Below are 21,830 nucleotides of genomic sequence, written 5' to 3'. Positions count from 1 at the left end.
GAAGCGGGAACCTGCGGCGGTTGCTCCTACCGGCCGCGGGGTACTACATGCTCATCCCACGTGGGAGACGAGTTCTATATAGGCCGACGAAAAACGATCCGATGCCGTGCTGTCGGTCACCGCGTTCACCGCAACGGACGACGCCGTGACAGTTGCGGCAACCGGTTCGCCCGGATAACGACGCAGTGGTCCGCGAAACGCATTGATCGGACCGTGCAGCGGCGCGCCGTGATTCACAGTGACGGGTTCCGGCACGTGACGCAGCGCGGGCAATGGACGAGCCACGCGCGGATGAGTTTCGGCATGCGTTTCGGCGGATTGATTCGACGCCGCCAAAGCAGGCTCTGCCGCTCCCTGCGCGACGCATTTCCGGTCGATCCACTGCTGCGCCCAGTCGAGCGCGTACTGCTCGGCTTCGGCCGCCTCGGCAAAGCGCGGGCCGATCAGGCCGGAGCGTTCGACACGCTTGCCGTCCTTCACGATTTCCGCCGACGCGCGATACATCGCGCCAGGCACCTGCTCGGCGACGGTACAGATCAGATAGCCGTTGCTGCCGGCCACCTGCGTGCCGCGCGGCGCGAGACTCATCGACAGTGGACTGCGAAGGTCGTCGTTGGGCGCATTCGGCGTACGGCGTGCCGACGCAATAGCGAAATCGAGTTGCGCCATTGCCGAGCCCACCGCGCCCGCCTCTCCCGTTCTGACCGGCAGATCGACGCGCGCCGCTGAGCGCGCAACGACCGCTGCCGGCGTTGCAGGCATTGGACGCGCGCGCGCCACCGGCGCCTCGTTCGAGAGACCGGACAATTGACGCGTGATATCGGCAATCGGATCGGCCGAGCGCCAGTTGCCCAGCGTGTTCGACACACGAGGCGCCTGCCACGATTCAGGGCTTTTCCACGACACACCACGCAGACCTTCGTCACGCATGCTGGGCGTTTCCGTGACCGGAGCCACGGGTTTGGCCGCAACCGGCGGTGCCGGTGGCGGAATGTACGCGAACGTGCGCCCGGTTTGCGACAACAGCCGAACCATCTCGAGGAGAGTGCCGTTCAGTTGCCACTCTTCGAACCGCCGCCGGCACGTTGGCCCGGACGGATAGCGGCCTGGCAGTTTCGACCAGGGTTCGCCGGTTGTCAGAATCCACAGGACGGCATTCGCGACGATGCGCGGTTCGGCGCGGGGCCGGCCGCGTCGGTTCAGACGGACGGCCGGCTCGTCAGAGACAAGCACTGCCAGCAGCGCCCATTCGTCATTGCTTAGCTCATCGAAAAACATTGGGTTTTCTCCACGCAGCCTGGCCTGGCCGCGGCTTTGGACTTGCCACGAATTCAGCTTTCACGATTCGTGTGCAGCCCGCGGTTGCACAAATATGTTTTGTACGTTCTGTTGGCTGGTCAATACCGCCCTGAGTTAGTGCGGTTTGTCCCTATTCCGAAGCACAAAACGTGGTCTCACTCGTGCATGGGAGAATTTGTGCACGAAGCATACCACCACCAGGGTTTGCGTGAATACGGTTGAGACAAGTGTTACGGATAGAAACAATCTTGTCCTTTTCGCTGCGTCGCTTCACGCATTGCGGTAACAAAAGCACTGTGTTATCGGGCAACGGAATACGTTATTGCACGGCACAACGGTATGCAGCATCACTGAATTGATTTAGGAATCTATAGCATGGCCGGGATGCTATTTCGAAGTATTGTTTCCGGCCGAAGATGCTGGGCGTAGCACAGTCTGACGGGCATTCAGCAGCAAACATGCCTGAGGGAAATTGCGCGACGGGAAGCGCGCGTTCGGTGTTGGTACACGTGCTCCCACCCGCCTCCCATCGATACGTGGATGCCTCTATCCGCGCTATGCGGGACGCACAGGTTTGGTAGCGCCCTCACCGGCGACGGTCGTCCATTCACGCACCCGCCAGCTTCCGACGAGTCCCGATCGCACGTACGGATCGGCTCTGGCAAAGGCTTCGGCGGCTGCGGGTGAATCGCCTTTAAAGAGCAGCACGGCACCGTCGACAGGATCGGCTAGCGCGCCGCCCAGCAAAAGTTCGCCGCGTTCGGACGCTGTCCATGCGAGTCTCAGGTGCTCATCGCGGTACTCGCCGCGACGGTCGAGGTAGTCGGAGACAAGCTCATACATCAACAGGTAGTGCATGAAGAACCTCCTATGGCCTTCTTCGGTTACAGGTAAAAGACGATCCATTGCAGGCTGCGAGGCCAGAATTACCCGCAGGATCGGCCGTGGGATTTTTTTCCGATTTACTATTCAGGTGCATGTGCAGCAATGCGAAAAGCATTTTCAATTTTTTTCATCCGCTTTGAATAAAGCATGGAATAAATCGTTTGAAATTGCCATTTCAATTGATCTGGAATGCATACGATAATTTATTACGATTTCCATTCGCCTGTTTCAAACGGAAAGGCTGTGTGAACCCCTCTGTGATGTCCCTTGTAGTCAGGGAAAACGAGCGGAATCGGCTGTCAACCGGAATGCGCTTTTGTCCGTTCTGGCAGACAGCATTTGCCATAATGGATGCGCCGGGGGTACCTGGATGCCGTTGACGCCCACGCGCATGAACGACCAAAAACGTTTTCACCACCGATGGAGTGTCACATGAAAATCCAATCCGCTATTGCTACGCTGGCGCTCGGCGCTGTTCTCGCGTCCCCGATGTTCACACCTGCATTCGCACAGAACAGCCAGCAAACGAAAATGGCCGACTGTAACAAGCAGGCCGCCGACAAGAAAGGCGACGACCGCAAGGCGTTCATGAAAACGTGTCTCTCGTCCAAACCGGCCGCTGCACCGATGAGCCAGCAGGACAAGATGAAAGCGTGCAACACGCAAGCCACCGGCAAGAAAGGCGACGACCGCAAGGCATTCATGAAGAGCTGCCTGTCGTCCGCACCGGCCAACTGATTGCGTGTGATTGCCGTATGAGCGATGCATGACGGGCGCGGAAGTCAAACATCCCTCTTCGCGCTCATCTGATTACTGAAACACGCATCGTCCCGATCGGGCCGCGCTGCTGTCTGGCGCGGCCTTTGTCCGTCTGCCCCTCCCGCTACAGTCCGCCCGCCTGAACCTGCCGTTTTCTTCTATGATGGCTGCGGAGACGGCCCACCCCCAGATATAAATCAATCACATTAGACGGGCCGCCATCTTGTCGTTGATGCCGCTGAGCATCGATTGGAGGCAAGGATGGTATCGAAACATAAAAACCGCTGGTTGAGGCGGTGGCTGGTCGTCATCGTGTTCTGGGCCGTGCCCGTGGCGATCGTGGCGGTCAACGAAATCCGCGAGGAAATGGCTTATAACGCCGTCGACCTCGACCGCGAGCTGTCCACCTGGAGTTTCACCGACGCACAACGCGCCGCCGGTGCTCCCGCGCGCTGTCGCGGCAAGCCTGAGGAGGCGCAGGCCGCCGGCTGCCCCGCCGACGTGCTGGCCGCCAATCTGCCGCATCAGAAGGATGCGATCCATGAGTACAGCGTTCGGCGTTCGACGCTGATGTCTTATCTGTGGCACGCGTTCGTTGGCTACTGGGTCGTGCCGGCGGTCGTGCTGTTCCTGATCGGCGTGCTGATCGGCATGGTGCGGCGGGCGCTGCGCAGGCCGCCGCCGGTGAAGAGCCCGGCCAATCATGGATAGCGTCGGCGGAACGAATCCTTGCGCCACCCGTGCTTGCAGGCGCGACTGCGGCGTCCCCGCAACACTTTCAATTCGATTTCGCCGATTAGTCTGTTATCCAGAATCGGTAAAAAAGGCCGGCTCATAAGCCCTTCATCAGGCCTCGCAGCGGGGCGTGGGCAAAAGTCATCAACCAGGCGCGCGTCATGGAAAACCTGTTCAAACACATCGTACGAAGCGCGCCGCCGCACTCTGCGAAGCCGGTCAAAATTACTTCGGCGTGCCTTACGATTTGCCGCAAAGCCCCGCCGCGTAAGGCTTTTCGGCTGTCTGCGGAATGCGCCATTTATGCTTGCGTGTGATATAACTTAAACGCGACCTAGCACTTCCACTGGGGTTGCGCCCCGGAACCATACGGAGAAAAACGATGCAAAGACGAAACTTCATGCTGAAGACCACCGCTGCGCTCGCTTTCGGCGGCCTTGCACTCGCGGGTTGTACCACCACCGGCACTGACAGCAACAAAGGCACCGCCTCCACCAACGAATCCAAACGTCAGTCGATCGATGCCAGCGTCGACGGCACCATGTCGCGGCTTTTCACCACCGTCAAGGGTTCGCGTGAACTGGTTTCCAAGGCGCGCGGCGTGCTCGTGTTCCCGTCGGTTCTGCAAGCCGGCTTCATTGTCGGCGGCCAGTATGGCGAAGGTGCATTGCGCGTCGGCGGCAGCACGGTCGGCTACTACAGTACGATTTCCGGCTCGTTCGGCCTGCAGGCCGGTGCGCAGTCGAAAGCGCTCATCTTCCTGTTCATGACGCAGGACGCGCTGGACAAATTCCGCAACACGGATGGCTGGTCGGTCGGCGGCGACGCGTCGGTTGCGTTGGTCACGGTCGGCGCAAACGGTGCGATCGACTCGAACACGGCAACCGCGCCGGTCGAGGTATTCGTGCTGACCAATGCCGGCCTTATGGGCGACCTGTCGCTGCAAGGCACGAAGGTGTCGCGTCTGAAGATCTAGGCGTGAGCTCGGGCTGGGTTTAGCAGCGGGTCGGCCGGCTTGCGTCATCGGGGCGAGGCTTTGCCCCGATGCAGGCGTTCAGCGTCAACACAGGCGTTGAATCTCTGGCAGACATGAAAACGGCGATGTGCCACGCACATCGCCGTCTTTTTTTGTGCGGACCGATTGGCCCGCCCGGTGCGCTCAACTACCCGACGTATCGATCACCTTGAAGCGTGAGCGCTTCTGCGCCCGAATCACCGACTGATACGCGTCGACATACTGCTGGGCCATCCGGTGCGACGTGAAGCGTTCTTCGAAGCGCTGCCGCACGCCCGCGCGCGGCATCTTGTGCAGACGGTTGACCGCCGCCACCGCACCGATTTCATCTTCGACGATAAACCCCGTCACGCCGTCTTCCAGCACTTCGGGCACCGAGCCGCGATTGAACGCGACCACCGGCGTGCCGCACGCCATCGCTTCGATCATCACGAGACCAAACGGCTCCGGCCAGTCGATCGGGAACAGCAGCGCATGCGCACCAGACAGGAATTCGGCCTTCTGGTTATCCGCGATCTCGCCGATGAATTCCACGTGCGGCAAGTCCAGCAACGGCTTGATCTCGCGTTCGAAATATTCGCGGTCGGCCGCGTCCACTTTTGCCGCGATACGGATCTGCATGCCGCAACGGCCGGCAATGCGAATGGCCGTGTCGACCCGCTTTTCCGGCGAGATACGCCCAAGGAACGCGAGGTACTTCTGTTCGACGGGCTGCGGCGTGTAAAGCTGCTCCGGCAGGCCGTGATAGACGGTGGTCAGCCAGCGCGCCTGCGGCAACGGGTGACGCTGCGCGTTCGAGATCGAGATGACCGGTGCGGTATTGAAGGTGTCGAACACGGGCTGCTGCTCGGGCAGATCGAGACGACCGTGCATGGTCGTGACGAACGGCGTGTCCTGACGCTTGAACACCGAGAACGAGTAATAGTCGAGGTGGAAGTGCAGCACGTCGAAGTCTTCGGCCTGGCGTCGCACGAGTTCCATCAGCAACATGTGCGGCGCGACGCGGTCGCGAATGCCCGGGTCGAGGCGCAGCGCACGCGGCCAGACGGCCTCGAGTTTCGCGCTGGTGACGGAGTCGCCGCTGGCGAACAGCGTCACGTCATGGCCAAGCTCGACCAGCGCCTCGGTGATGTACGACACGACACGCTCGGTGCCGCCGTACAGCTTGGGTGGCACCGATTCGGTCAAGGGGGCGATCTGCGCAATCTTCATAGTCTGTCTCCGTGGACTGATGGCTTGCGCCTTGTGGCGGTGCACATCAGCGACGCCGAGTATGACAGCGCCGTTACATCCAATCAATGCGATCGTCCGCGCAGGCGCCAAGCTGCGTCATTGCGCGGACGGCTTCCGACCATTATTCGCGTCCCGGGCAACGAAGGCGCCGAGTCTTGCACTTCCTGCGCGCTGTTACATTCAGCTTACATTCCCTCGTGGATCCGCGCCGTCGTCGCCGACTAACGCGACGGCCATTTCCAGGCGGGAAGATCGCGCTCGTCGGCATCGGCGATGCGGGTGGCGCCGAAGTGCTTCTCCAGCACGATCGACTCGCTAGCCTCCTCGCGTTCCAGCGCCGCAATCAGACGCGCGGCATGCGACACCACCAGCACCTGCGAATGCACCGAAGCCCGTGCGATCAGACGGGCGAGCGCCGGCAGCAAATCGGGATGCAGGCTCGTCTCCGGTTCGTTCAGCACCAGCAGCGCGGGCGGACGCGGCGTCAATAGCGCAGCAACCAGCAGCAGATAACGCAGCGTGCCGTCCGACAATTCCGCGCCCTTGAGCGGCCGCAGCAGGCCGTGCTGCTGCATCGCCACTTCGAAACGGCCGTCATGCGTGTCGATGTCGAGACGTGAGCCGGGAAAGGCGTCGTCGATGGCAGCGTCGAGCGCGGCCGGATCGCCGATTTCGCGGATGGTTTGCAACGCAGCGGCCAGATCGGCGCCGTCGTTGGATAGCACGGGCGTGTGCGTGCCTATCTGTGGCAAGCGCGCTGGTGCGTCGGCGTCGGTGCGGAAATGATCGTAGAAACGCCACGAGCGGATCTGTTCGCGAACCGTGATCATCTCGGGCGCGCTGCGAGGGTCGGCGAACTCCGTCATCATGCTGTCGAAGCTTGCGACGGGCTGCGGAATGGTCTGCCATTCGCCATTCTCGTCACGCGTACGCAGCGCCACGCCGTGCCGGTCGACCAGTAACGCCGAAGGCCTCAGCACCGGACCGCTCCAGATGCATTCGCGCTTGATGACCGGATCGAGCAGAAATTTGCTCGGTATCGGATTCGCGGGCATTTCGGGCGGAGGCAGCCCCAGATCGATTGCGTAACTGAATTCGTCGCTGGCAAAACCGAGCCGGAGGCTGACCGGCTCGTTACGGCGCGTGCCTTGCACCGGCACTTCACCCGCCAGCATGGCGCGCGAAAACCGCTCGGGACCGGCCCATAAAGTCGACGGCAAACCGCCCTCACGGGCGAGCGACGTAATCACGCCGCCACGTGCGGTTTCCGCCAGCAGACGAAGCGAGCGGTATACGCTCGACTTGCCGCTGCCGTTCGCGCCGGTGATCACGTTCAGCCGGCCAAGCGGCACGATCAGCTCGCGCAACGACCGGTATCCCGCGACGGCTAACGTGCTCAACATGCATGCCCCCGTGGCCTGATGGCGATTGCGAACCGCCCTACTTTTGCTTTAGCAGACTTGAAAACCGGTACGTCGGCCCGCGCCATCACTTATGCCCGCCGCCCTTGCCCGGCTTCTGCACCGGCACGCTGCGCAGATCGCTCAGGAACGTATCGCGCCACACCCCGAGGTCGTTCTTGCGCAAGGCCGCCATATTGATCTCGTGACGCCGCTGACGCGCGTCGAGCGGCATCTGCAACGCACGCTGCAACGCTTCGCACATGCCGATCGCGTCGTGCGGATTCACCAGCAGCGCGCCAGTCAGTTCAGCCGCCGCGCCCGCAAAAATCGACAGGACCAGCACGCCCGGATCGTCGGGATTCTGCGCAGCGACGTATTCCTTCGCGACCAGATTCATGCCGTCGTGCAGCGGCGTCACGAAGCCGATCTGCGATTCGCGGAAAAGGGACATGAGTTTCCAGCGGTCGTATTGCTGGTTCAGATAGCGGATCGGCGTGTAGTCGAGGCCTGAATAGCGTCCGTTGATTCGCCCGGCTTCGTACTCCAGGTCCTGGCGGATCTTCTGATACGTGACGACATCGGAGCGCGTGGGCGGCGCAATCTGCACCAGCGTGACGTTGCCCCGCCACTCGGGCGAACGCTCCAGCAAATGCTCGAATGCGCGGAATCGCTCGACCAGCCCTTTCGAATAATCGAGCCGGTCGACACTCATGATCAGCTTGCGCCCTTCAAGACTCTGCTTCAGGTCGAGTACGTGCTGGCGGCTTTCGTAGCGTTTGGCCTGTTCGGCGATTTCGTCGGGGAACACGCCGATCCGGTAGACGCCGGTGCGCAGCTTGCGCCCGAACGCTTCGATAATGCCGTCTTTGCTCACCGTGCCGCGCGCGTGCCGCGTGACGTAATCATGGAAAGCTTCCTGGTCCGTCGCGGTCTGGAAGCCCAGCAGGTCGTAGCACGACAGCGACTTGACCAGTTCCTCGTGCGGCGGAATGTTGAGCAGGATTTGCGGCGACGGAAACGGTATGTGCAGGAAGAAACCGATGCGGTTCGTGATGCCCTCGTTGCGCAGCGCTTCGGCAAACGGGATCAGATGGTAGTCGTGAATCCAGATCACGTCGTCGGGTTCGAGCAGCTTGATCAGCTTGTGCGCGAGCCATGCGTTGACGCGCCGGTAGCCCGCGTATTCTTCGCGCTCGTAGCGCGCGAGGTCGTTGCGATAGTGGAACACCGGCCACAGCGTCGCGTTCGAAAAGCCACGGTAGTACTGGTCGTAGTCCTTGCGCGTGAGGCCCACGGTCGCGAAGGTGACGGCGCCGTCCTGTTCGAGGGTCGGCCCTGCATTGGCGACGGTCTCGCTGACCACATCGCCGCTCCACCCGAACCACACACCGCCTGCATCTTTCAGCGCACCGAATACGCCGACCGCGAGTCCGCCCGCCGATCCTTTGGTTTCCGTCGGTGTTGCAACGCGATTCGACACAACGATCAATCGGCCCATCTTGCATGTCCTCCTTGGTTCGCACGACGCGTGCCGGATGCGCCAGGACCCGGTGCGTGTCGCTGACGCAATGACGTTGCGATACCGCGACCGCCCGAAGCCTGGTGAAGCACGCAAGGCCGCGCCGGATTCGTGAGTGAGTGGACGTTTCGACCGCGCGAAGGCGGGATCGGTTCTATGCGACGGCTTATCGGGCTTCGCCGTCCGGGAGTCTGCCGAGCAATTAGCCCATGAAAATGCAGGCTTTTTTGTCATGCGCACATTGCGGATGAGGGCGCATTCCTGTCAGCCCCAGGCGCAAGTTTCAGTGCGCTTCGCTGCGAAATCTGCATGCAGGCCGCCCAAACGCTTAAAGCACTACATCCGCTCACAAAATCGATCACGCCGACACATTCGTACGATTATGCCCCGGCGTAACCTAAGCCTTTTCCCTCGCCTTCTCCGCGACGTCGCTAACACCATGCCGGCCGATCCGGCTCGCCACCGGATCCGCCTCGGTATTCGCGGCGGTACTTCCCGCTGGCGACTGTGCACTGCGCGGAACCCAGTCGACCGGCGGCTGGGCCTGACCCACATCCAGTTCCGCCGACACTTCGGCGCGCGCCCTCGGCAGATACTGCGGATAGTTCCGCTGAATGAAGTCCAGCAGCCCTTCGCGGACCCGGCAGCGCAAATCCCAGTTCAGCCCCGAATCGAGTGAGCTGACCAGCGCGCGCAACTGCATCGCGCGCTCGGTGCCGTCCGTCACCTGCAACACCTGCACGCGACGATCCCACTCCGGCGCGCCCTCGACGATCCGCGCCAGTTCTTCGCGCAGCGGCGCGAGCGGCATCCGGTAATCGACGAACAGAAACACCGTGCCGATGATCTGCGAGCTGCTGCGGGTCCAGTTGGCGAACGGGTTTTCGATGAACCATTGCAACGGCACGATCAGCCGACGCTGGTCCCACAGCCGCACCGACACGTAGGTCCCGGTGATCTCCTCGATGCGCCCCCACTCGCCTGAAATCACGACGACGTCGTCGAGCCGGATCGGCTGCGACAGCGCGATCTGCAAGCCCGCGATCAGATTGCCGAGCACCGGCCGCGCCGCGATACCGGCGACCAGACCGGCCACCCCCGCCGACGCCAGCAGGCTCGCGCCGATCTGCCGCACGTTCGGAAAAGTCATCAGTGCACCGCCGACCCCGACGATCACGATGACGATCATCACCGAGCGCGCCAGCACGCGCGCCTGCGTATGGATGCGGCGGGCGTGCAGGTTGTCTGCGGTATCGAGCGGATGGGCGCGGATGATCGCCTCGCCGATCGCCGCCGCCGAGCGCACCGACAGCCACGTGAGCGCGGCAATCAACGCGATCGCGGTGACGTCGCGCAGCGGCACGATGTAATTGAGCGTGTCGGGCGCTTCAGCCCAGATGCCTTCCAGCACCACGATCACGAGGACGAACAGCGAAGGCTTGTTGATATAACGCAGGATGACGCTGGGCAGCGGATGAGGCTTCGCGAGGCGCATCACGATGCGCGAGCCGAAGCGGTGAACGGCCACGGCGAGGGATGCGCAGATGATCGAGACGATCAACGTGCCGAGCCACGTATGCAGAGGCGAATCGGCGAGGCGGCTGATGTCGTCGGAAGTAAACATAACGGGCGTGATCCTCCTGGCTTGACGGGTAGACAGGACCGCTGCGCGTGAAGCGCGGGGGCGGCGTTGCGTGTGGTGCGGCGGCAGTAGTGCCTACGCAGGTCGAATCGGGGAAATCACGACATCGGCACATCACGGCTTCGGCCGTGCTGACGTGGCGGTTCGGCAGTAAATGCGTGGCAAATCGATGACACCGTTATCGACATCTTAGGTGTTCATCCACGCACAGTGAAAAAGGTGTCCCGGCGGCTCGCGCCCGGCGCCCCGGAGGGCCGGGTTGTCTGGAAGCGCGCGCCCATTCGGAATCCCGGCTTTCAGCTCGAACTCAGGACAGGACGAAAGCTGCGGCCTTCGGCGCCTGCACCCGCCCTTCAGATCACTACAATTCAGCTTCCGTTCCGGCAAGGAAATGCCTTGCCAAGCCCCAGCGAAATGGCCGTGCTGGCGTTGTAGCCGGAAACATTCGGATTTTCAGCGATGTATTTGCGCACGGCGTCGGTCAATTGGGCCGAGCGAGCGTCGGGCGGCAGACAGAAATACTGGCCGACACGCGGACCGGTGGTGCCGCCAATCGCGTCGATCGTGTTGAAGATACCGTCGGCGGCGCCTTCGATATAAGCCGCGCATGCGCTACGCGATGCTATGTCCGTCTTCGTGCATAGCTTGTTGAGGTCGCCCCCCGTAAACGCGGCTGCCGATAGCGGTACGGCGAGCGCGCTGGCGAAAATCAAAGCCCGCAGCATGGTGTTCCTTTCCAGGGTCGTTTATCAGGCGGTCTTTCGCCGCATCCAGAGGGCGCGCCGTGCGGCGCGCCAAAGTCGTCATTTTGCACTGTTTTACGGGGTCGCAGCAGGCTGGCAACCGCGTATCTTCAGGCAAATCGGTGGTGAACCGGGGGTGAGCCGCGCGTCTGCCAGTCAATCAGCAGACTGAATGGCCGGCTCGCCACCTTACGTCCGCTTGACGTCACTTCTGCTGCATCTGCTGCATCCGTGCAGTCAGGCCTTCGATGACGTCCGGTTCCTTATAGGTCTTCGCGAAATCGAGCGCGGTCAAGCCGATCTGGTTCTTCACCGTCAGGTCCGCCCCGTGGTCGAGCAGCAGCTTCACCGTCGACACGTGACCGCCGCGCGCGGCCATCATCAGCGGCGTGGTGCCGTTCGGCGACCCGGCGTCGACGTAGGCCGAATGGTCGAGCAGCACCTTGACGATGTCGTCGTGACCGTTCGCAGCCGCGTAGTGCAGCGGCGCCCAGCCCTTCTTGTTCACTTCGGCGTCTTTCGCGATCAGCAGATTGACGAAGTCGAGATCGCCGCCCAGCGCGGCCATCATCATCGCGTTCTCGCCAGCCTTATCCTCAATCTCGATGTTGGTCTTCGGATTGGCGACCAGCGCCGCGCCGACCTTGTCGGACTTTTCGCGCGCGGCGATGACCAGCAGCGGAATGCCCTGGTTGTCGACGCTATTCGGGTCCATGCCCTTGGCGAGCAGCTTGTTGACGCCGTCGACGTCGTCGAACTTGACCGACTTGATCAGCGAGTCGATCGGCGCGGCGTGCGCCGGCGAAGCGACCAGCGAGGCCAACGCCGCGCAGGCGAACGTGGTGGCAAAAACGCCACGCGACATGCGGCGCCTGATTGAAGCCAGCGTTGCAGTGGCCACATCGCTTACTGCAAACATCGGATTAACTCTGACAGTCGACATCGAAATAGTTTTCATGTTTTGCTTTAGGAAACTTCCCTATCCTTTTGATATTGCTCGGTATTGCGTTGCCAACCTATCAGGCAACGTTCGGCGAAGGGATGTTGAAAAGCCGGAAAAAGTTCTGCGTGGTCGCAGCGGCCAGCGCCTCGTCCGGCATCTCGCGTTGTTGAGCGATGAAGCGTCCGACATAACTTACGTACGCAGGTTCATTAGGCTTGCCGCGATACGGCACCGGCGCGAGGTACGGCGAGTCGGTTTCGATCAGCAGACGGTCGAGCGGCACGCGGCGCGCGACGTCCTGCACGTCGGTCGCGCTCTTGAACGTGACGATGCCTGACAGCGAAATGTAAAAATTCTGCGCCAGCGCCTGTTCGGCGACGTCCCACGGCTCGGTAAAGCAATGCATCACGCCGCCCGGCTCGCTCGCGCGCTCCTCGGCCATGATTCGCAGCGTGTCTTCCGACGACGAGCGCGTGTGGATGATCAGCGGCTTTTTCGTCGCGTGCGCGGCGCGGATATGCGTGCGGAACCGCTCGCGCTGCCACTCCATATCGGCAATGGAGCGGCCTTCCAGACGGTAGTAATCGAGCCCGGTCTCGCCGATCGCGACCACCTTCGGATGTTCAGCCAGTTCGATCAGCTCGGCGAGGCTCGGCTCACGCATGTCCTCGTGATCGGGATGCACACCCACCGATGCGTACACGTTCTCGTGCTGGCTGGCGATCTCCAGCACGGACGGCAGCGTCTCCAGATCGACGGACACGCACAGCGCATGCGTGACCGAATGACTGCGCATGTTTTCCAGCACTTGCGGCAGGCGGTCGGCGAGTCCTTCGAAGTTGATGTGACAGTGCGAATCGACAAACATGGTGATGTCCTGCAAAAAATTGGCCGGAGGTGGCTCAGGCGGTGGCCTGGTTCACAGGCGCGGCGGGGTCGGCGTGCTTCGTATCGAGGCGCTTGCCGAGAATCACGAGGTCGCGCTCCACGCCGTCCAGCACGGCCACGCGCGGCAGCGAGCCCCACGTGTCAAAACCGAAGCCGCGGAACAGCCGCAGGCTCGCGTCGTTGTGACCAAAAATAAAACCCAGCACGGTGTCGATGCCGAGCGCCGGTGCCGCCGCGAGCGACGCCGCCAGCAATTGCTTGCCGAGGCCTTTGCCGCGCGCGCTTTCGTCGAGATAAATGCTGACTTCGGCGGTGCGCAGATAGGCCGGACGGCCGTAGAAATCCGAAAAGCTCAACCACGCGATCACCCGGCCCGGCTGCTCGGAATCTTCCACTACCCACAACGGACGCTTCTGCGGACCATGCGCGTGAAACCACGCCAGCCGGCTTTCGACGCTGACCGGTTCGAGGTCGGCGGTCACTTGCCGCGACGGCACGGTCGAGTTGTAAATAGCGACGATGGTGGGCAGATCGTCGAGCGTGGCATCGCGGTAGGAAAGGCTCATGGTGCTGTTCGAATTGGTTTGATTGTGATGAAAGACAGTGACAACTTAACGGGACGCGAAGCCGGCCGGCTGTCGCGCCACGGCCAGTGTGCGCGATGCCAGGCGGATTCCGTGTAACGGCTTTATGCGAACAACTCGCGGTAGCCGATAAACAGTTCCTCGAACACCAGCCGCGCATTTAGCGGATGGTTCTCGACCGCGCGCTGACGCGTCACGGTGCGGATGAAGCGCGCAAATGCGCCGGCGTCGGCCTGCGATGCGCAGCGCGTCAACGCGCCGGCAGCCTGCGGAAAATAGCGCGGTGCGCCTGCCGTGCTTTGCGCCAGCAAATCGTACATCCAGCGTTGCAGCCAGCCCAGCACCAGCGGCACGGGCAGCTTTTGCAGCGCTTCACCGCATGCGAACGCGTCGCAATCGGGACCGGCGGCCAGTTGTTTGAGCGTCCAGTCGCGCAGCGCGCGGTTTTCGTCACTGGCAAGTGCGAGTGCCGTGAGCGGCGCGCCACCGGCCTCGGCGAGCAGCGCGGGCGCGTCGGCGACGCCTTGCGCGGCCAGCCATTTCGTCGCCACATCCGGCGCGGGCACGGTCATCGGCCACTGGCGACAGCGGCTGATGATAGTGGGCAGCAAACGGTCGATCCGCGCCGACACCATCAGGAACACGACACCCGCAGGCGGCTCTTCGAGCGTCTTCAGCAACGCGTTGGCTGCCGCGATATTCAGCCCTTCGGCCGGATACAACACGACGACGCGAGCGCCGCCGCGATGCGAACCCACGCCGACAAAATCGAGCAGGCCGCGAATCTGCTCGATCTTGATTTCCTTGCTCGGCGTGCGGGTTTTCTTGCTCTCGTCGGCGTCGGCTTTTTCGTCCGGTGCAGTCGCGTTCAGGCCCGCTTCGGCGGCCAGCGCCTCGGGCACGATGATCCGGTAATCAGGATGGTTGCCCTGCGTGAACCAGTTGCACGCCACACATTTCCCGCACGGCTCGCCGTTAGCCTGCTGCGCTTCGCACAGCAGGCCTTGCGCCAGATGCTGCGCAAAGCGCAGCTTGCCGATGCCCGCCTGTCCATGCAGCAGCAACGCATGCGGCCAGTGGCCGCGCAGCTGCTGCAGGCGGTTCCAGTCATCGGCTTGCCACGGATAAATCATCGTTTCTCTTTGAAATCAATCAGTTGATGCCGTTATCTAAAGTTCTATACGAGCTTGATGGCAGAGTTATAAATCACAGTTATATTTATTTAAAATCAAAGACCTGCGACCAACTCCTCAAGCTGCTTCTGAATTCTGGCGATGCTCTGCGAAGAGTCGATGATAGCGAATCGGTAAGGCGCCTCTTCTGCGCGGCGCATGTATTCGGCGCGAGTCCGGTCGAAAAAAGCCGTCGATTCGCTCTCGAACCGGTCCGGATCGCGCGCCGCACTGCGCCGTTCGTTGGCGACTTCGGGCGGCAGATCGAACAGCACCGTCAGATCCGGCTGAAAACCGCCCTGCACCCAGCGCTCCAGCGCTTCCAGCTTGTCGCGCGGCAGGCCGCGCCCGCCGCCCTGATAGGCGAACGTCGCGTCGGTGAAACGGTCGGACAGCACCCAGTCGCCGCGCGCGAGCGCCGGTTCGATCACCTCGGCCAGATGCTGGCGGCGCAGTGCGAACATCAGCAGCGCCTCGGTTTCGAGGTCCATTTTCTGATGCAGCACGATCTCGCGGATCTGTTCGCCGAGCGGCGTGCCGCCCGGTTCGCGCGTCATGACCACCGAACGGCCGGTGCTCGCGACCTTCTGTTCGAGCCGTTCGCGAAACCAGCCGAGATGGGTCGTCTTGCCGGCTCCGTCGATGCCCTCAAACGTAATGAATTTGCCGCGCGCCATCATTGCCCTCGAATGTATTTGTCCACGGCCTTGTTGTGATCGCCGAGGGTGTCAGAAAAGATGCTGCTTCCGTCGCCGCGCGACACAAAGTACAGCGCGGTGCTCTGCGCCGGGTTCATCGCCGCCTGCAGCGACGCGACACCGGGCAGCGAAATCGGCGTGGGCGGCAGGCCCATGCGGGTGTAGGTATTGTAGGGAGTGTCGGTTTGCAGGTCTTTCTTTCTGATGTGACCGGCATAGCTCTCACCCATTCCGTAGATCACCGTCGGATCGGTCTGCAGCGGCATACCCGTGCGCAGACGGTTCGCGAACACCGCCGCCACCATCGGCCGGTCGGACTTCTTGCCGGTTTCCTTTTCGATGATCGACGCCATGGTCAGCGCGTCGTACGGCGTCTTGTACGGCAGGTCCGGCGCGCGTGCGACCCATGCTTCGTCGAGCCGCAGCCGCATCAGCCGGTACGCGCGACGGTAGACGTCGAGGTCGCTGGTGTTCTTGTCGAACAGATACGTGTCGGGGAAAAACAGCCCTTCGCCGTTGCCGATCGACGCTTCCGGCGCGCCGATCGCGGTCATCAGATCGGCGTCGCTCATGCCGAGCGTGTCGTGTTTGAGCGCCGGATTGGCGTCCAGCTCGGCACGCATGTGCTTGAAGGTCCAGCCTTCGATAATCGTCGCAACGTATTCGTTGACGTCGCCGCGCGCGATTTTCTGCAGCACTTCGTAGGGCGTGACGCCGCTCTTGAACTCGTAGTTGCCCGATTTCAGATCGGTCTGCAGGCCGAGCAGCCGCGTCATGGCGACGAACAACTCCGGCTCGACGGGCACGCCGCCCCGATTGAGCTGCTGCGCGACGCTGCGCAGGCTGCTGTGCGGTTTGACGGTGACGTCGAGTTGCGCGGGGGTCAGGTCGAGCGGGCTGGTGGCCCAGTGATATCCGCCTGCAATTGCGGCTGCGGCCAGCACAACGACAATTGAGCCGGCGACGAAACATTTCTTGAACAGGGACATGCGGAACGGGAGGTGGTTTGACTGCATATAATAGCTGTTTGCCTTAGCCAAAGTCAGAATTGACTGTTCCCGGAATCCATGAACACACCGCTCGCTACCGCTCCAGGCACTGCATCAGGTACCACAGCTACGACGTCAACCCCAGCAGCTACTGGCTTGCCCGTGCTGCCGCGGCCGTCGGCTGAAGAATTCGAGGCCGTGCTCCAGCGCGGCGCTTACATGCCGCTCACGCAATTCGGCGTGATCGACGCAACCGGCGACGACGCGGCGAGCTTCCTGCACGGCCAGTTGACCAACGACACCCAGCATCTGGACGCCGCCACCGCGCGCCTCGCCGGCTACTGCTCGGCCAAGGGACGCTTGCTGGCGTCGTTCCTGACGTGGCGCAGCGGCGACACGATCCGCCTGCTGGTGTCGAAAGACGTGCAGGCGGCAGTGCAGAAACGGCTCTCGATGTTCGTGCTGCGGGCCAAGGCGAAGCTGACCGACGCGAGCGGCGAACTGGCCGTCGTGGGTCTGGCGGGCGACGTGCGCCGCGCGTTGTCCGGCGTATTCGACGCGTTGCCCGACGGCGTGCACGTGCAGGTCGACAGCACGACCGGTTCGCTGATCCGCGTGCCCGACGCGTTGGAGCGACTGCGTTATCTGTGGATCGGCCCGAAGGCGCAGGTCGACGCGCACCTTGCGTCGCTCGATGAAAAGCTCACGCGCGTGTCGCCGGCCGTGTGGGACTGGCTCGACATTCGCGCGGGCGAACCGCGTATCACGCAGCCGGTGGTCGAGCAGTTCGTGCCGCAAATGGTCAATTTCGACGTGCTCGGCGCGGTGAACTTCCGCAAGGGCTGCTATCCCGGTCAGGAAGTGGTCGCGCGCAGCCAGTATCGCGGCACGATCAAGCGCCGCACGTCGCTTGCGAATGTGGCCGGCGAACTGGACGCAGTCCGCGCGGGCACGGAACTGTTCCACTCAGACGATCCCGGCCAGCCATGCGGAATGATTGTCAACGCGGCCTCTGCGCAAGGCGGCGGGGTCGATCTGCTGGTCGAGATCAAGCTCGCGTCGCTGGAAAGCGGATCGGTGCATCTGGGCGCGGCCGACGGTCCGGCGCTCCGGTTCCTCACGCTGCCGTACGGCTTGCCCACCGAGGTTTAATACCCGTGCATGGTAAAAAGCGGCGCAATCTGGCGCCGCTTTTTACTGGTCCGTGCTGGTCGGGTCGACGCGTCGACACCCACGCGCCTTCACCACACCCTTCACTTCAAGCGGGAGATCGTCCCCGATGTGCCTGATCGTTTTCGACTGGCGACCCAACGCGGTCGACGGCCCGCTCTTCACGCTCGCCGCAAATCGCGACGAATTCTTTCGACGCACAGCCGATCCGATCAGCTGGTGGCAGGACGCGCCGGGCGTGCTGGCGGGCCGCGATCTGGTGGGCGGCGGCACGTGGCTCGGCATGTCGCGTGATGGCCGGTTTGCCGCGCTGACCAACTACCGGGCGCCGCACGAAATGCGCGCCGACGCGCCGACGCGCGGCACGCTGGTGAGCGACTGGCTGAGCGGCTCGGCGCGCGATGCGAACGGCGTCGCTCACGACAACCCGCTCGCGTATCTGCAACAGGTTGCGCAAACCGGCGACATCTACAACGGCTTCAATCTTCTGGTCGGCGACTGGACGCGCCGCGAACTCGCGTGGTACTGCAACCGCTCCGACGCAGCGCCTGCTCTGCTGACGCCGGGTACGCACGGCATTTCGAACGCGGTACTCGATACTGCGTGGCCGAAGCTGGTCAAAAAGCGCACCGAACTCGGCACCCTGCTCTCACGCGACGCCATGCCGACGCTCGAACGTCTGATCGATCTGATGCGCGACCCGCGTCTTGCCCGCGATGACGAACTGCCGTCCACCGGTATTCCGCTTGAACGGGAGCGGGCGTTGTCGGCGGCGTTTATCGAAACGCCTGAATACGGCACGCGTGGCACGACGGCGTTGAGGGTGAGCGCGCATGGCGAAGTGGTCAGCGTGGCCGTCGCCGAGCGCAGCGACGATAACGGCTCGCACCGGATCGCGCGGCCCGGAGACTTTGAACGCAGCTTTGCATTCAATATCGAGCGTGAGATGGTGTGAGGGCAGTCTTTGTCTGGGCTCACGCGCGCGGCTCACGGAGCACACACTGGGCATCGCAGAGCTAGTCGATCTGGGCAACACCGCCGGGCGTCGCTTGCATCACCCGATACCGAACGCCCTGCGCAACACCGCAGCCGCATCTGCATGAGCGGCGGCCACCTCGGGCACATATCCACCCATCTTGAAGAACTCGTGGATCATGCCCGCATAGCACTTCAGCGTCACCCGATTCCCCGCCGCGCGCAGCTTTTCCGCATACGCCTGCCCTTCGTCGCTCAGAGGATCGTATTCGGCAGTCGCGATCCACGCCGGCGCGACGCCGCGGAAATCGGGCGCCCCGCGCTGGCCGTCGAGCGGCGCGAAACGCCAGTCGTCACGATCGCTTTTATCGCGTACGTATTGCTCGAAGAACCATTGAATCGTGTCGGCGGTCAGCAGAAAACCGTCGGCGAGCCGCGCGTGCGACACGGTGTTTTGATAACCCGTCGTACCCGGATAAATCAGCAATTGCAGTGCGAGCCGGATACCGGCGTCACGGGCCAGCACGGCGCAAATTGTGGCCAGCGTCCCACCCGCGCTGTCGCCGCCTATCGCCAACCGGTTCGCGTCGACGCCATACTCGGCGGCATGCGCGTGAAGCCAAATCAGCGCATCGAAAGCATCGTCGACGGCGGTGGGAAATTTGTGCTCCGGCGCGAGCCGGTAATCGACCGATAACACCGTGCATTGGCCGTCGCGCGCGAACATCCTGCATAGCGCGTCGTGGGTATCGACGCTGCCCACCGTGAAGCCGCCACCATGGAAATACACCAGCGCGGGCGCAGGTTCGGCCCAACTCGGTTCGACCGCCTGATACAAACGCGCGCGAATCGCCGCGCCGTCGCGGACCGGTATGTGCAGATCGTCGAGCGTGACCATCGGCGCGCTCGCGATTTCCAGAATCGGCGCGCTTTTTTCGTACGACGCACGCGCCTGCTGCGCGGACATCTGGTGATACTGCGGGCGCCTGGCCCGCGCGATCATATCGAGCACCTGCTCGATCTTCGGATTCAGCGGCATGGGCGCATGTGGGTTCGATGGCGCAAACGCGCCGCAAATTGAAAAAGCCGGCGCGAGGAACCGCACGCCGGCCATCGGATAAACGTTCGGATAAGCGTTTGGACAAACACCAGACCGCTGCGATTACCGCGCGCTCAGTTAGCGTTCTTCACTTCCGGTTTCAGCGACATCGGATCGGTCGGATTGCGCAAATGTTCGATGTCCTCGTGACGCAGTTCCACCGTCGCCATGATGCCCGGATGCGTGACGATATAGAACCGCCGCACGGCGATGGCCTCGAAGGTGATGTCGGCGACATCGTCGGCGGTCAGCTTGCCCGAGCGCACTGCGCGCTGCAGTTGCTTGTCGGCGGCGATCTGCGAACGGGTCGGTCCGCTGTCGTTGCGCAATTGCTCGGGACGCGAGCGTTCCGCATCGGCGATACCGGTCGGCACGAACGCCGGGCACAACAGCGAGCAGCCGACGAATGGAACCACGGCGGATGCATCCGCAGCACCCTGAGCCGCCTGCGACACTTGCCCCGCCTGGGTGAGTTGCAGATCGTGATACAGCGTCTCCGTCAGCGACACCACCGCGTGCTTCGACGCGTTGTAAATCCCCATCGCAGGCGGCGACAGCAAGCCCGCCACCGACGCCGTATTGACGATATGCGCCGGTTCGTTCTGCGCCAGCATGATCGGCGTGAACACGCGGATGCCGTGCGCGACGCCCATCACGTTGACGTTGAACACCCACGCCCAGTCGTTCGCGGAGCTTTCCCAGAGGAAGCCGCCCGCGCCCACGCCCGCGTTGTTGAACAGCAGATGCACCTTGCCGAATGCGTCGAGCGCCGCTTGCGCCAGCGCTTCGACCTGGGCCGCATTCGACACGTCGGTGGGCACGCCGATCACTTCGACGCCGTTCGAACGCAACGCATCGACGGTTTGCGCAAGCGCGTCGGGGTTCACGTCGGCCAGCACGAGCTTCATGCCGAGCGCCGCCCCCTTCTGCGCGAACGCCCGGCCAAAGCCACTGGCCGCGCCGGTGATCACCGCCACCTTGTCTGCGAATTCGAACATAACCGACTCCGGGTTGAGCGGCGCGTGGTCGACGCGCCGCGACTTCACATCGTTCAGATCAGCTTGACCAGTTGCTTGCCGAAATTCTTGCCCTTCAGCAGACCCATGAAAGCCTCGGGCGCGGCGTCGAGCCCTTCGGCGATCGTCTCGCGATATTGCAGCTTTTTCTGCGCGACCAGTGTGCCGAGCTGCTTGAGCGCTTCCGGCCACACGTCCATATGCTCGCTGACGATGAACCCTTGCACCAGCAGCCGCTGCGTGAGCATCAGCGAAGGATGCTTGAGCGGGATCGGCTCGCCATCATAGCCCGCGATGAAGCCGCACAGCGCGATCCGGCCGAACGCGTTCATCCGCGCGAGCGTCACGTCGAGCACTTCACCGCCGACGTTCTCGAAATAGCCGTCCACGCCGTCCGGCGTCGCGGCCTTCAGGTCCTTGTACAGATTGCCGGCCTTGTAATCGACGCACGCATCGAAGCCGAGCGTCTCGACCACATAGCGGCATTTGTCCGCGCCGCCCGCGATGCCGACCGCGCGCGCGCCGGCCAGCTTCGCCAGTTGGCCGACCACGCTGCCCACCGCGCCGCTCGCCGCGCTGACCACGACCGTCTCGCCCGCTTTCGGCGCGATGATCCGGTTCAGCCCGTACCAGCCGGTGACGCCGGGCATGCCGACCGGGCCGAGATACGCGGACAGCGGCACATGCGTGTCGTCCACTTTCTGGATGCCGGTGCCGTTCGAGGTGCCGAATTCCTGCCAGCCGAACATGCCGACGACCTTGTTGCCGACCGCGAACTTCGGATTCTTCGACTCCACCACTTCGCCGACCGTGCCGCCGATCATCACTTCGTCGAGCGCTTGCGGCGCTGCGTACGACTTGGCGTCGCTCATGCGGCCGCGCATGTACGGATCGAGCGACAGGTAGTGATTGCGCACACGCACCTCGCCATCGGCGAGCGGTGCAAGCGGCGTTTCGACGAGACGGAAATTGTCGGGCGTCACCGCGCCTTGCGGACGCGAAGCGAGCACGAGTTGACGGTTGATCTGGGTCATGACGGGCGTCTCCTTGAGTTATGCGTGAA

At 62.8% G+C, this 21,830-nt stretch carries 21 protein-coding genes; 5 read left to right on the top strand and 16 right to left on the bottom strand.

The annotated features are described in order from the left end of the window. Nucleotides 1-51: 51 nt before the first annotated feature. Both BLS41_RS09030 and BLS41_RS09025 read right to left on the bottom strand, forming a co-directional pair. Nucleotides 52-1,278: a transposase gene (locus BLS41_RS09030; RefSeq protein ID WP_074763988.1), complete on the bottom strand. Its 1,227-nt coding sequence runs from the start codon at nt 1,276-1,278 to the stop codon at nt 52-54. Between the two features lie 576 nt (nt 1,279-1,854). After that, nucleotides 1,855-2,157 (bottom strand): YciI-like protein, encoded by a 303-nt coding sequence (locus BLS41_RS09025; RefSeq protein ID WP_074763987.1) that lies wholly within the window; start codon nt 2,155-2,157, stop codon nt 1,855-1,857. A gap of 459 nt (nt 2,158-2,616) precedes the next feature. On the opposite strand from BLS41_RS09025, the gene BLS41_RS09020 reads away from it, so the two are divergent. The 3 genes from BLS41_RS09020 to BLS41_RS09010 all read left to right on the top strand — a co-directional run bounded on the left by BLS41_RS09020 (nt 2,617) and on the right by BLS41_RS09010 (nt 4,654). Beyond that, nucleotides 2,617-2,922 (top strand): PsiF family protein, encoded by a 306-nt coding sequence (locus BLS41_RS09020; protein WP_074763986.1) that lies wholly within the window; start codon nt 2,617-2,619, stop codon nt 2,920-2,922. A 282-nt stretch (nt 2,923-3,204) separates the two neighbouring features. Beyond that, nucleotides 3,205-3,654, top strand: a complete 450-nt coding sequence (locus BLS41_RS09015) for a hypothetical protein (protein WP_074763985.1) — start codon at nt 3,205-3,207, stop codon at nt 3,652-3,654. 406 nt (nt 3,655-4,060) lie between these two features. After that, complete coding sequence (locus tag BLS41_RS09010; RefSeq protein WP_074763984.1) at nt 4,061-4,654, top strand: BPSL1445 family SYLF domain-containing lipoprotein; 594 nt, start codon at nt 4,061-4,063, stop codon at nt 4,652-4,654. A gap of 183 nt (nt 4,655-4,837) precedes the next feature. Here BLS41_RS09010 and BLS41_RS09005 read toward each other — a convergent pair whose 3' ends face one another. From BLS41_RS09005 to mltG, 11 genes are all read right to left on the bottom strand, one after another. Continuing rightward, nucleotides 4,838-5,905 carry a glycosyltransferase family 4 protein gene (locus BLS41_RS09005; protein ID WP_074763983.1) on the bottom strand — a complete coding sequence of 356 codons (1,068 nt, stop codon included), beginning with the start codon at nt 5,903-5,905 and terminating at the stop codon, nt 4,838-4,840. Nucleotides 5,906-6,147: 242 nt separating this feature from the next. Then, complete coding sequence (locus BLS41_RS09000) at nt 6,148-7,329, bottom strand: AAA family ATPase (RefSeq protein ID WP_074763982.1); 1,182 nt, start codon at nt 7,327-7,329, stop codon at nt 6,148-6,150. Nucleotides 7,330-7,414: 85 nt separating this feature from the next. Next, the gene (otsA, locus tag BLS41_RS08995; protein ID WP_074763981.1) at nt 7,415-8,827 is read right to left on the bottom strand and encodes an alpha,alpha-trehalose-phosphate synthase (UDP-forming); all 1,413 of its coding nucleotides are present in this window, start codon (nt 8,825-8,827) and stop codon (nt 7,415-7,417) included. A gap of 418 nt (nt 8,828-9,245) precedes the next feature. Further along, entirely contained in the window at nt 9,246-10,472 is a 1,227-nt protein-coding gene (locus BLS41_RS08990) for a mechanosensitive ion channel family protein (protein ID WP_074763980.1), read from the bottom strand. Nucleotides 10,473-10,858: 386 nt separating this feature from the next. Beyond that, complete coding sequence (locus tag BLS41_RS08985) at nt 10,859-11,215, bottom strand: Rap1a/Tai family immunity protein (RefSeq protein ID WP_074763979.1); 357 nt, start codon at nt 11,213-11,215, stop codon at nt 10,859-10,861. 223 nt (nt 11,216-11,438) lie between these two features. Next, entirely contained in the window at nt 11,439-12,152 is a 714-nt protein-coding gene (locus BLS41_RS08980) for an ankyrin repeat domain-containing protein (RefSeq protein ID WP_253189639.1), read from the bottom strand. Nucleotides 12,153-12,252: 100 nt separating this feature from the next. Further along, the gene (locus tag BLS41_RS08975) at nt 12,253-13,044 is read right to left on the bottom strand and encodes a TatD family hydrolase (RefSeq protein ID WP_074763977.1); all 792 of its coding nucleotides are present in this window, start codon (nt 13,042-13,044) and stop codon (nt 12,253-12,255) included. A 34-nt stretch (nt 13,045-13,078) separates the two neighbouring features. Continuing rightward, a complete protein-coding gene (locus tag BLS41_RS08970; RefSeq protein ID WP_074763976.1) occupies nt 13,079-13,630 on the bottom strand; it encodes a GNAT family N-acetyltransferase in 552 nt (183 codons plus the stop codon). 122 nt (nt 13,631-13,752) lie between these two features. Then, nucleotides 13,753-14,781, bottom strand: coding sequence for a DNA polymerase III subunit delta' (locus tag BLS41_RS08965; protein ID WP_074763975.1), 1,029 nt, complete (start codon nt 14,779-14,781; stop codon nt 13,753-13,755). Between the two features lie 95 nt (nt 14,782-14,876). After that, complete coding sequence (gene tmk / locus BLS41_RS08960; RefSeq protein ID WP_074763974.1) at nt 14,877-15,497, bottom strand: dTMP kinase; 621 nt, start codon at nt 15,495-15,497, stop codon at nt 14,877-14,879. Further along, on the bottom strand, nt 15,497-16,507 hold the full coding sequence (mltG, locus tag BLS41_RS08955) for an endolytic transglycosylase MltG (RefSeq protein ID WP_074766401.1): 1,011 nt from the start codon (nt 16,505-16,507) through the stop codon (nt 15,497-15,499). The genes tmk and mltG overlap by 1 nt, the downstream gene beginning before the upstream one ends. A gap of 78 nt (nt 16,508-16,585) precedes the next feature. Between mltG and ygfZ the strand changes: the two genes are divergently transcribed. Both ygfZ and BLS41_RS08945 read left to right on the top strand, forming a co-directional pair. Then, nucleotides 16,586-17,659, top strand: a complete 1,074-nt coding sequence (ygfZ, locus tag BLS41_RS08950) for a CAF17-like 4Fe-4S cluster assembly/insertion protein YgfZ (protein WP_074763973.1) — start codon at nt 16,586-16,588, stop codon at nt 17,657-17,659. 127 nt (nt 17,660-17,786) lie between these two features. After that, nucleotides 17,787-18,632, top strand: coding sequence for an NRDE family protein (locus tag BLS41_RS08945; protein WP_074763972.1), 846 nt, complete (start codon nt 17,787-17,789; stop codon nt 18,630-18,632). A 99-nt stretch (nt 18,633-18,731) separates the two neighbouring features. On the opposite strand, the gene BLS41_RS08940 is transcribed toward BLS41_RS08945, so the two are convergent. The 3 genes from BLS41_RS08940 to BLS41_RS08930 all read right to left on the bottom strand — a co-directional run bounded on the left by BLS41_RS08940 (nt 18,732) and on the right by BLS41_RS08930 (nt 21,801). Further along, nucleotides 18,732-19,691, bottom strand: a complete 960-nt coding sequence (locus BLS41_RS08940) for an alpha/beta hydrolase (protein ID WP_074766398.1) — start codon at nt 19,689-19,691, stop codon at nt 18,732-18,734. A 134-nt stretch (nt 19,692-19,825) separates the two neighbouring features. Continuing rightward, nucleotides 19,826-20,749, bottom strand: a complete 924-nt coding sequence (locus BLS41_RS08935; protein WP_074763971.1) for an SDR family oxidoreductase — start codon at nt 20,747-20,749, stop codon at nt 19,826-19,828. A gap of 53 nt (nt 20,750-20,802) precedes the next feature. Further along, entirely contained in the window at nt 20,803-21,801 is a 999-nt protein-coding gene (locus tag BLS41_RS08930) for an NADP-dependent oxidoreductase (protein WP_074763970.1), read from the bottom strand. Nucleotides 21,802-21,830 lie beyond the last annotated feature (29 nt).

Origin of the sequence: Paraburkholderia fungorum (assembly GCF_900099835.1) — a bacterium.
Lineage (GTDB): Bacteria > Pseudomonadota > Gammaproteobacteria > Burkholderiales > Burkholderiaceae > Paraburkholderia > Paraburkholderia fungorum_A.
Note: the sequence above shows the minus strand (reverse complement) of the source record. Positions and strands in the feature narration are given on the sequence as shown.

Coding starts and splice junctions, on each gene's coding strand:
- BLS41_RS09030 (WP_074763988.1), bottom strand. CDS start 1,278: ATGTTTTTCGATGAGCTAAGCAATGACGAATGGGCGCTGCTGGCAGTG.
- BLS41_RS09025 (WP_074763987.1), bottom strand. CDS start 2,157: ATGCACTACCTGTTGATGTATGAGCTTGTCTCCGACTACCTCGACCGT.
- BLS41_RS09020 (WP_074763986.1), top strand. CDS start 2,617: ATGAAAATCCAATCCGCTATTGCTACGCTGGCGCTCGGCGCTGTTCTC.
- BLS41_RS09015 (WP_074763985.1), top strand. CDS start 3,205: ATGGTATCGAAACATAAAAACCGCTGGTTGAGGCGGTGGCTGGTCGTC.
- BLS41_RS09010 (WP_074763984.1), top strand. CDS start 4,061: ATGCAAAGACGAAACTTCATGCTGAAGACCACCGCTGCGCTCGCTTTC.
- BLS41_RS09005 (WP_074763983.1), bottom strand. CDS start 5,905: ATGAAGATTGCGCAGATCGCCCCCTTGACCGAATCGGTGCCACCCAAG.
- BLS41_RS09000 (WP_074763982.1), bottom strand. CDS start 7,329: ATGTTGAGCACGTTAGCCGTCGCGGGATACCGGTCGTTGCGCGAGCTG.
- otsA (WP_074763981.1), bottom strand. CDS start 8,827: ATGGGCCGATTGATCGTTGTGTCGAATCGCGTTGCAACACCGACGGAA.
- BLS41_RS08990 (WP_074763980.1), bottom strand. CDS start 10,472: ATGTTTACTTCCGACGACATCAGCCGCCTCGCCGATTCGCCTCTGCAT.
- BLS41_RS08985 (WP_074763979.1), bottom strand. CDS start 11,215: ATGCTGCGGGCTTTGATTTTCGCCAGCGCGCTCGCCGTACCGCTATCG.
- BLS41_RS08980 (WP_253189639.1), bottom strand. CDS start 12,152: ATGTTTGCAGTAAGCGATGTGGCCACTGCAACGCTGGCTTCAATCAGG.
- BLS41_RS08975 (WP_074763977.1), bottom strand. CDS start 13,044: ATGTTTGTCGATTCGCACTGTCACATCAACTTCGAAGGACTCGCCGAC.
- BLS41_RS08970 (WP_074763976.1), bottom strand. CDS start 13,630: ATGAGCCTTTCCTACCGCGATGCCACGCTCGACGATCTGCCCACCATC.
- BLS41_RS08965 (WP_074763975.1), bottom strand. CDS start 14,781: ATGATTTATCCGTGGCAAGCCGATGACTGGAACCGCCTGCAGCAGCTG.
- tmk (WP_074763974.1), bottom strand. CDS start 15,497: ATGGCGCGCGGCAAATTCATTACGTTTGAGGGCATCGACGGAGCCGGC.
- mltG (WP_074766401.1), bottom strand. CDS start 16,507: ATGTCCCTGTTCAAGAAATGTTTCGTCGCCGGCTCAATTGTCGTTGTG.
- ygfZ (WP_074763973.1), top strand. CDS start 16,586: ATGAACACACCGCTCGCTACCGCTCCAGGCACTGCATCAGGTACCACA.
- BLS41_RS08945 (WP_074763972.1), top strand. CDS start 17,787: ATGTGCCTGATCGTTTTCGACTGGCGACCCAACGCGGTCGACGGCCCG.
- BLS41_RS08940 (WP_074766398.1), bottom strand. CDS start 19,691: ATGCCGCTGAATCCGAAGATCGAGCAGGTGCTCGATATGATCGCGCGG.
- BLS41_RS08935 (WP_074763971.1), bottom strand. CDS start 20,749: ATGTTCGAATTCGCAGACAAGGTGGCGGTGATCACCGGCGCGGCCAGT.
- BLS41_RS08930 (WP_074763970.1), bottom strand. CDS start 21,801: ATGACCCAGATCAACCGTCAACTCGTGCTCGCTTCGCGTCCGCAAGGC.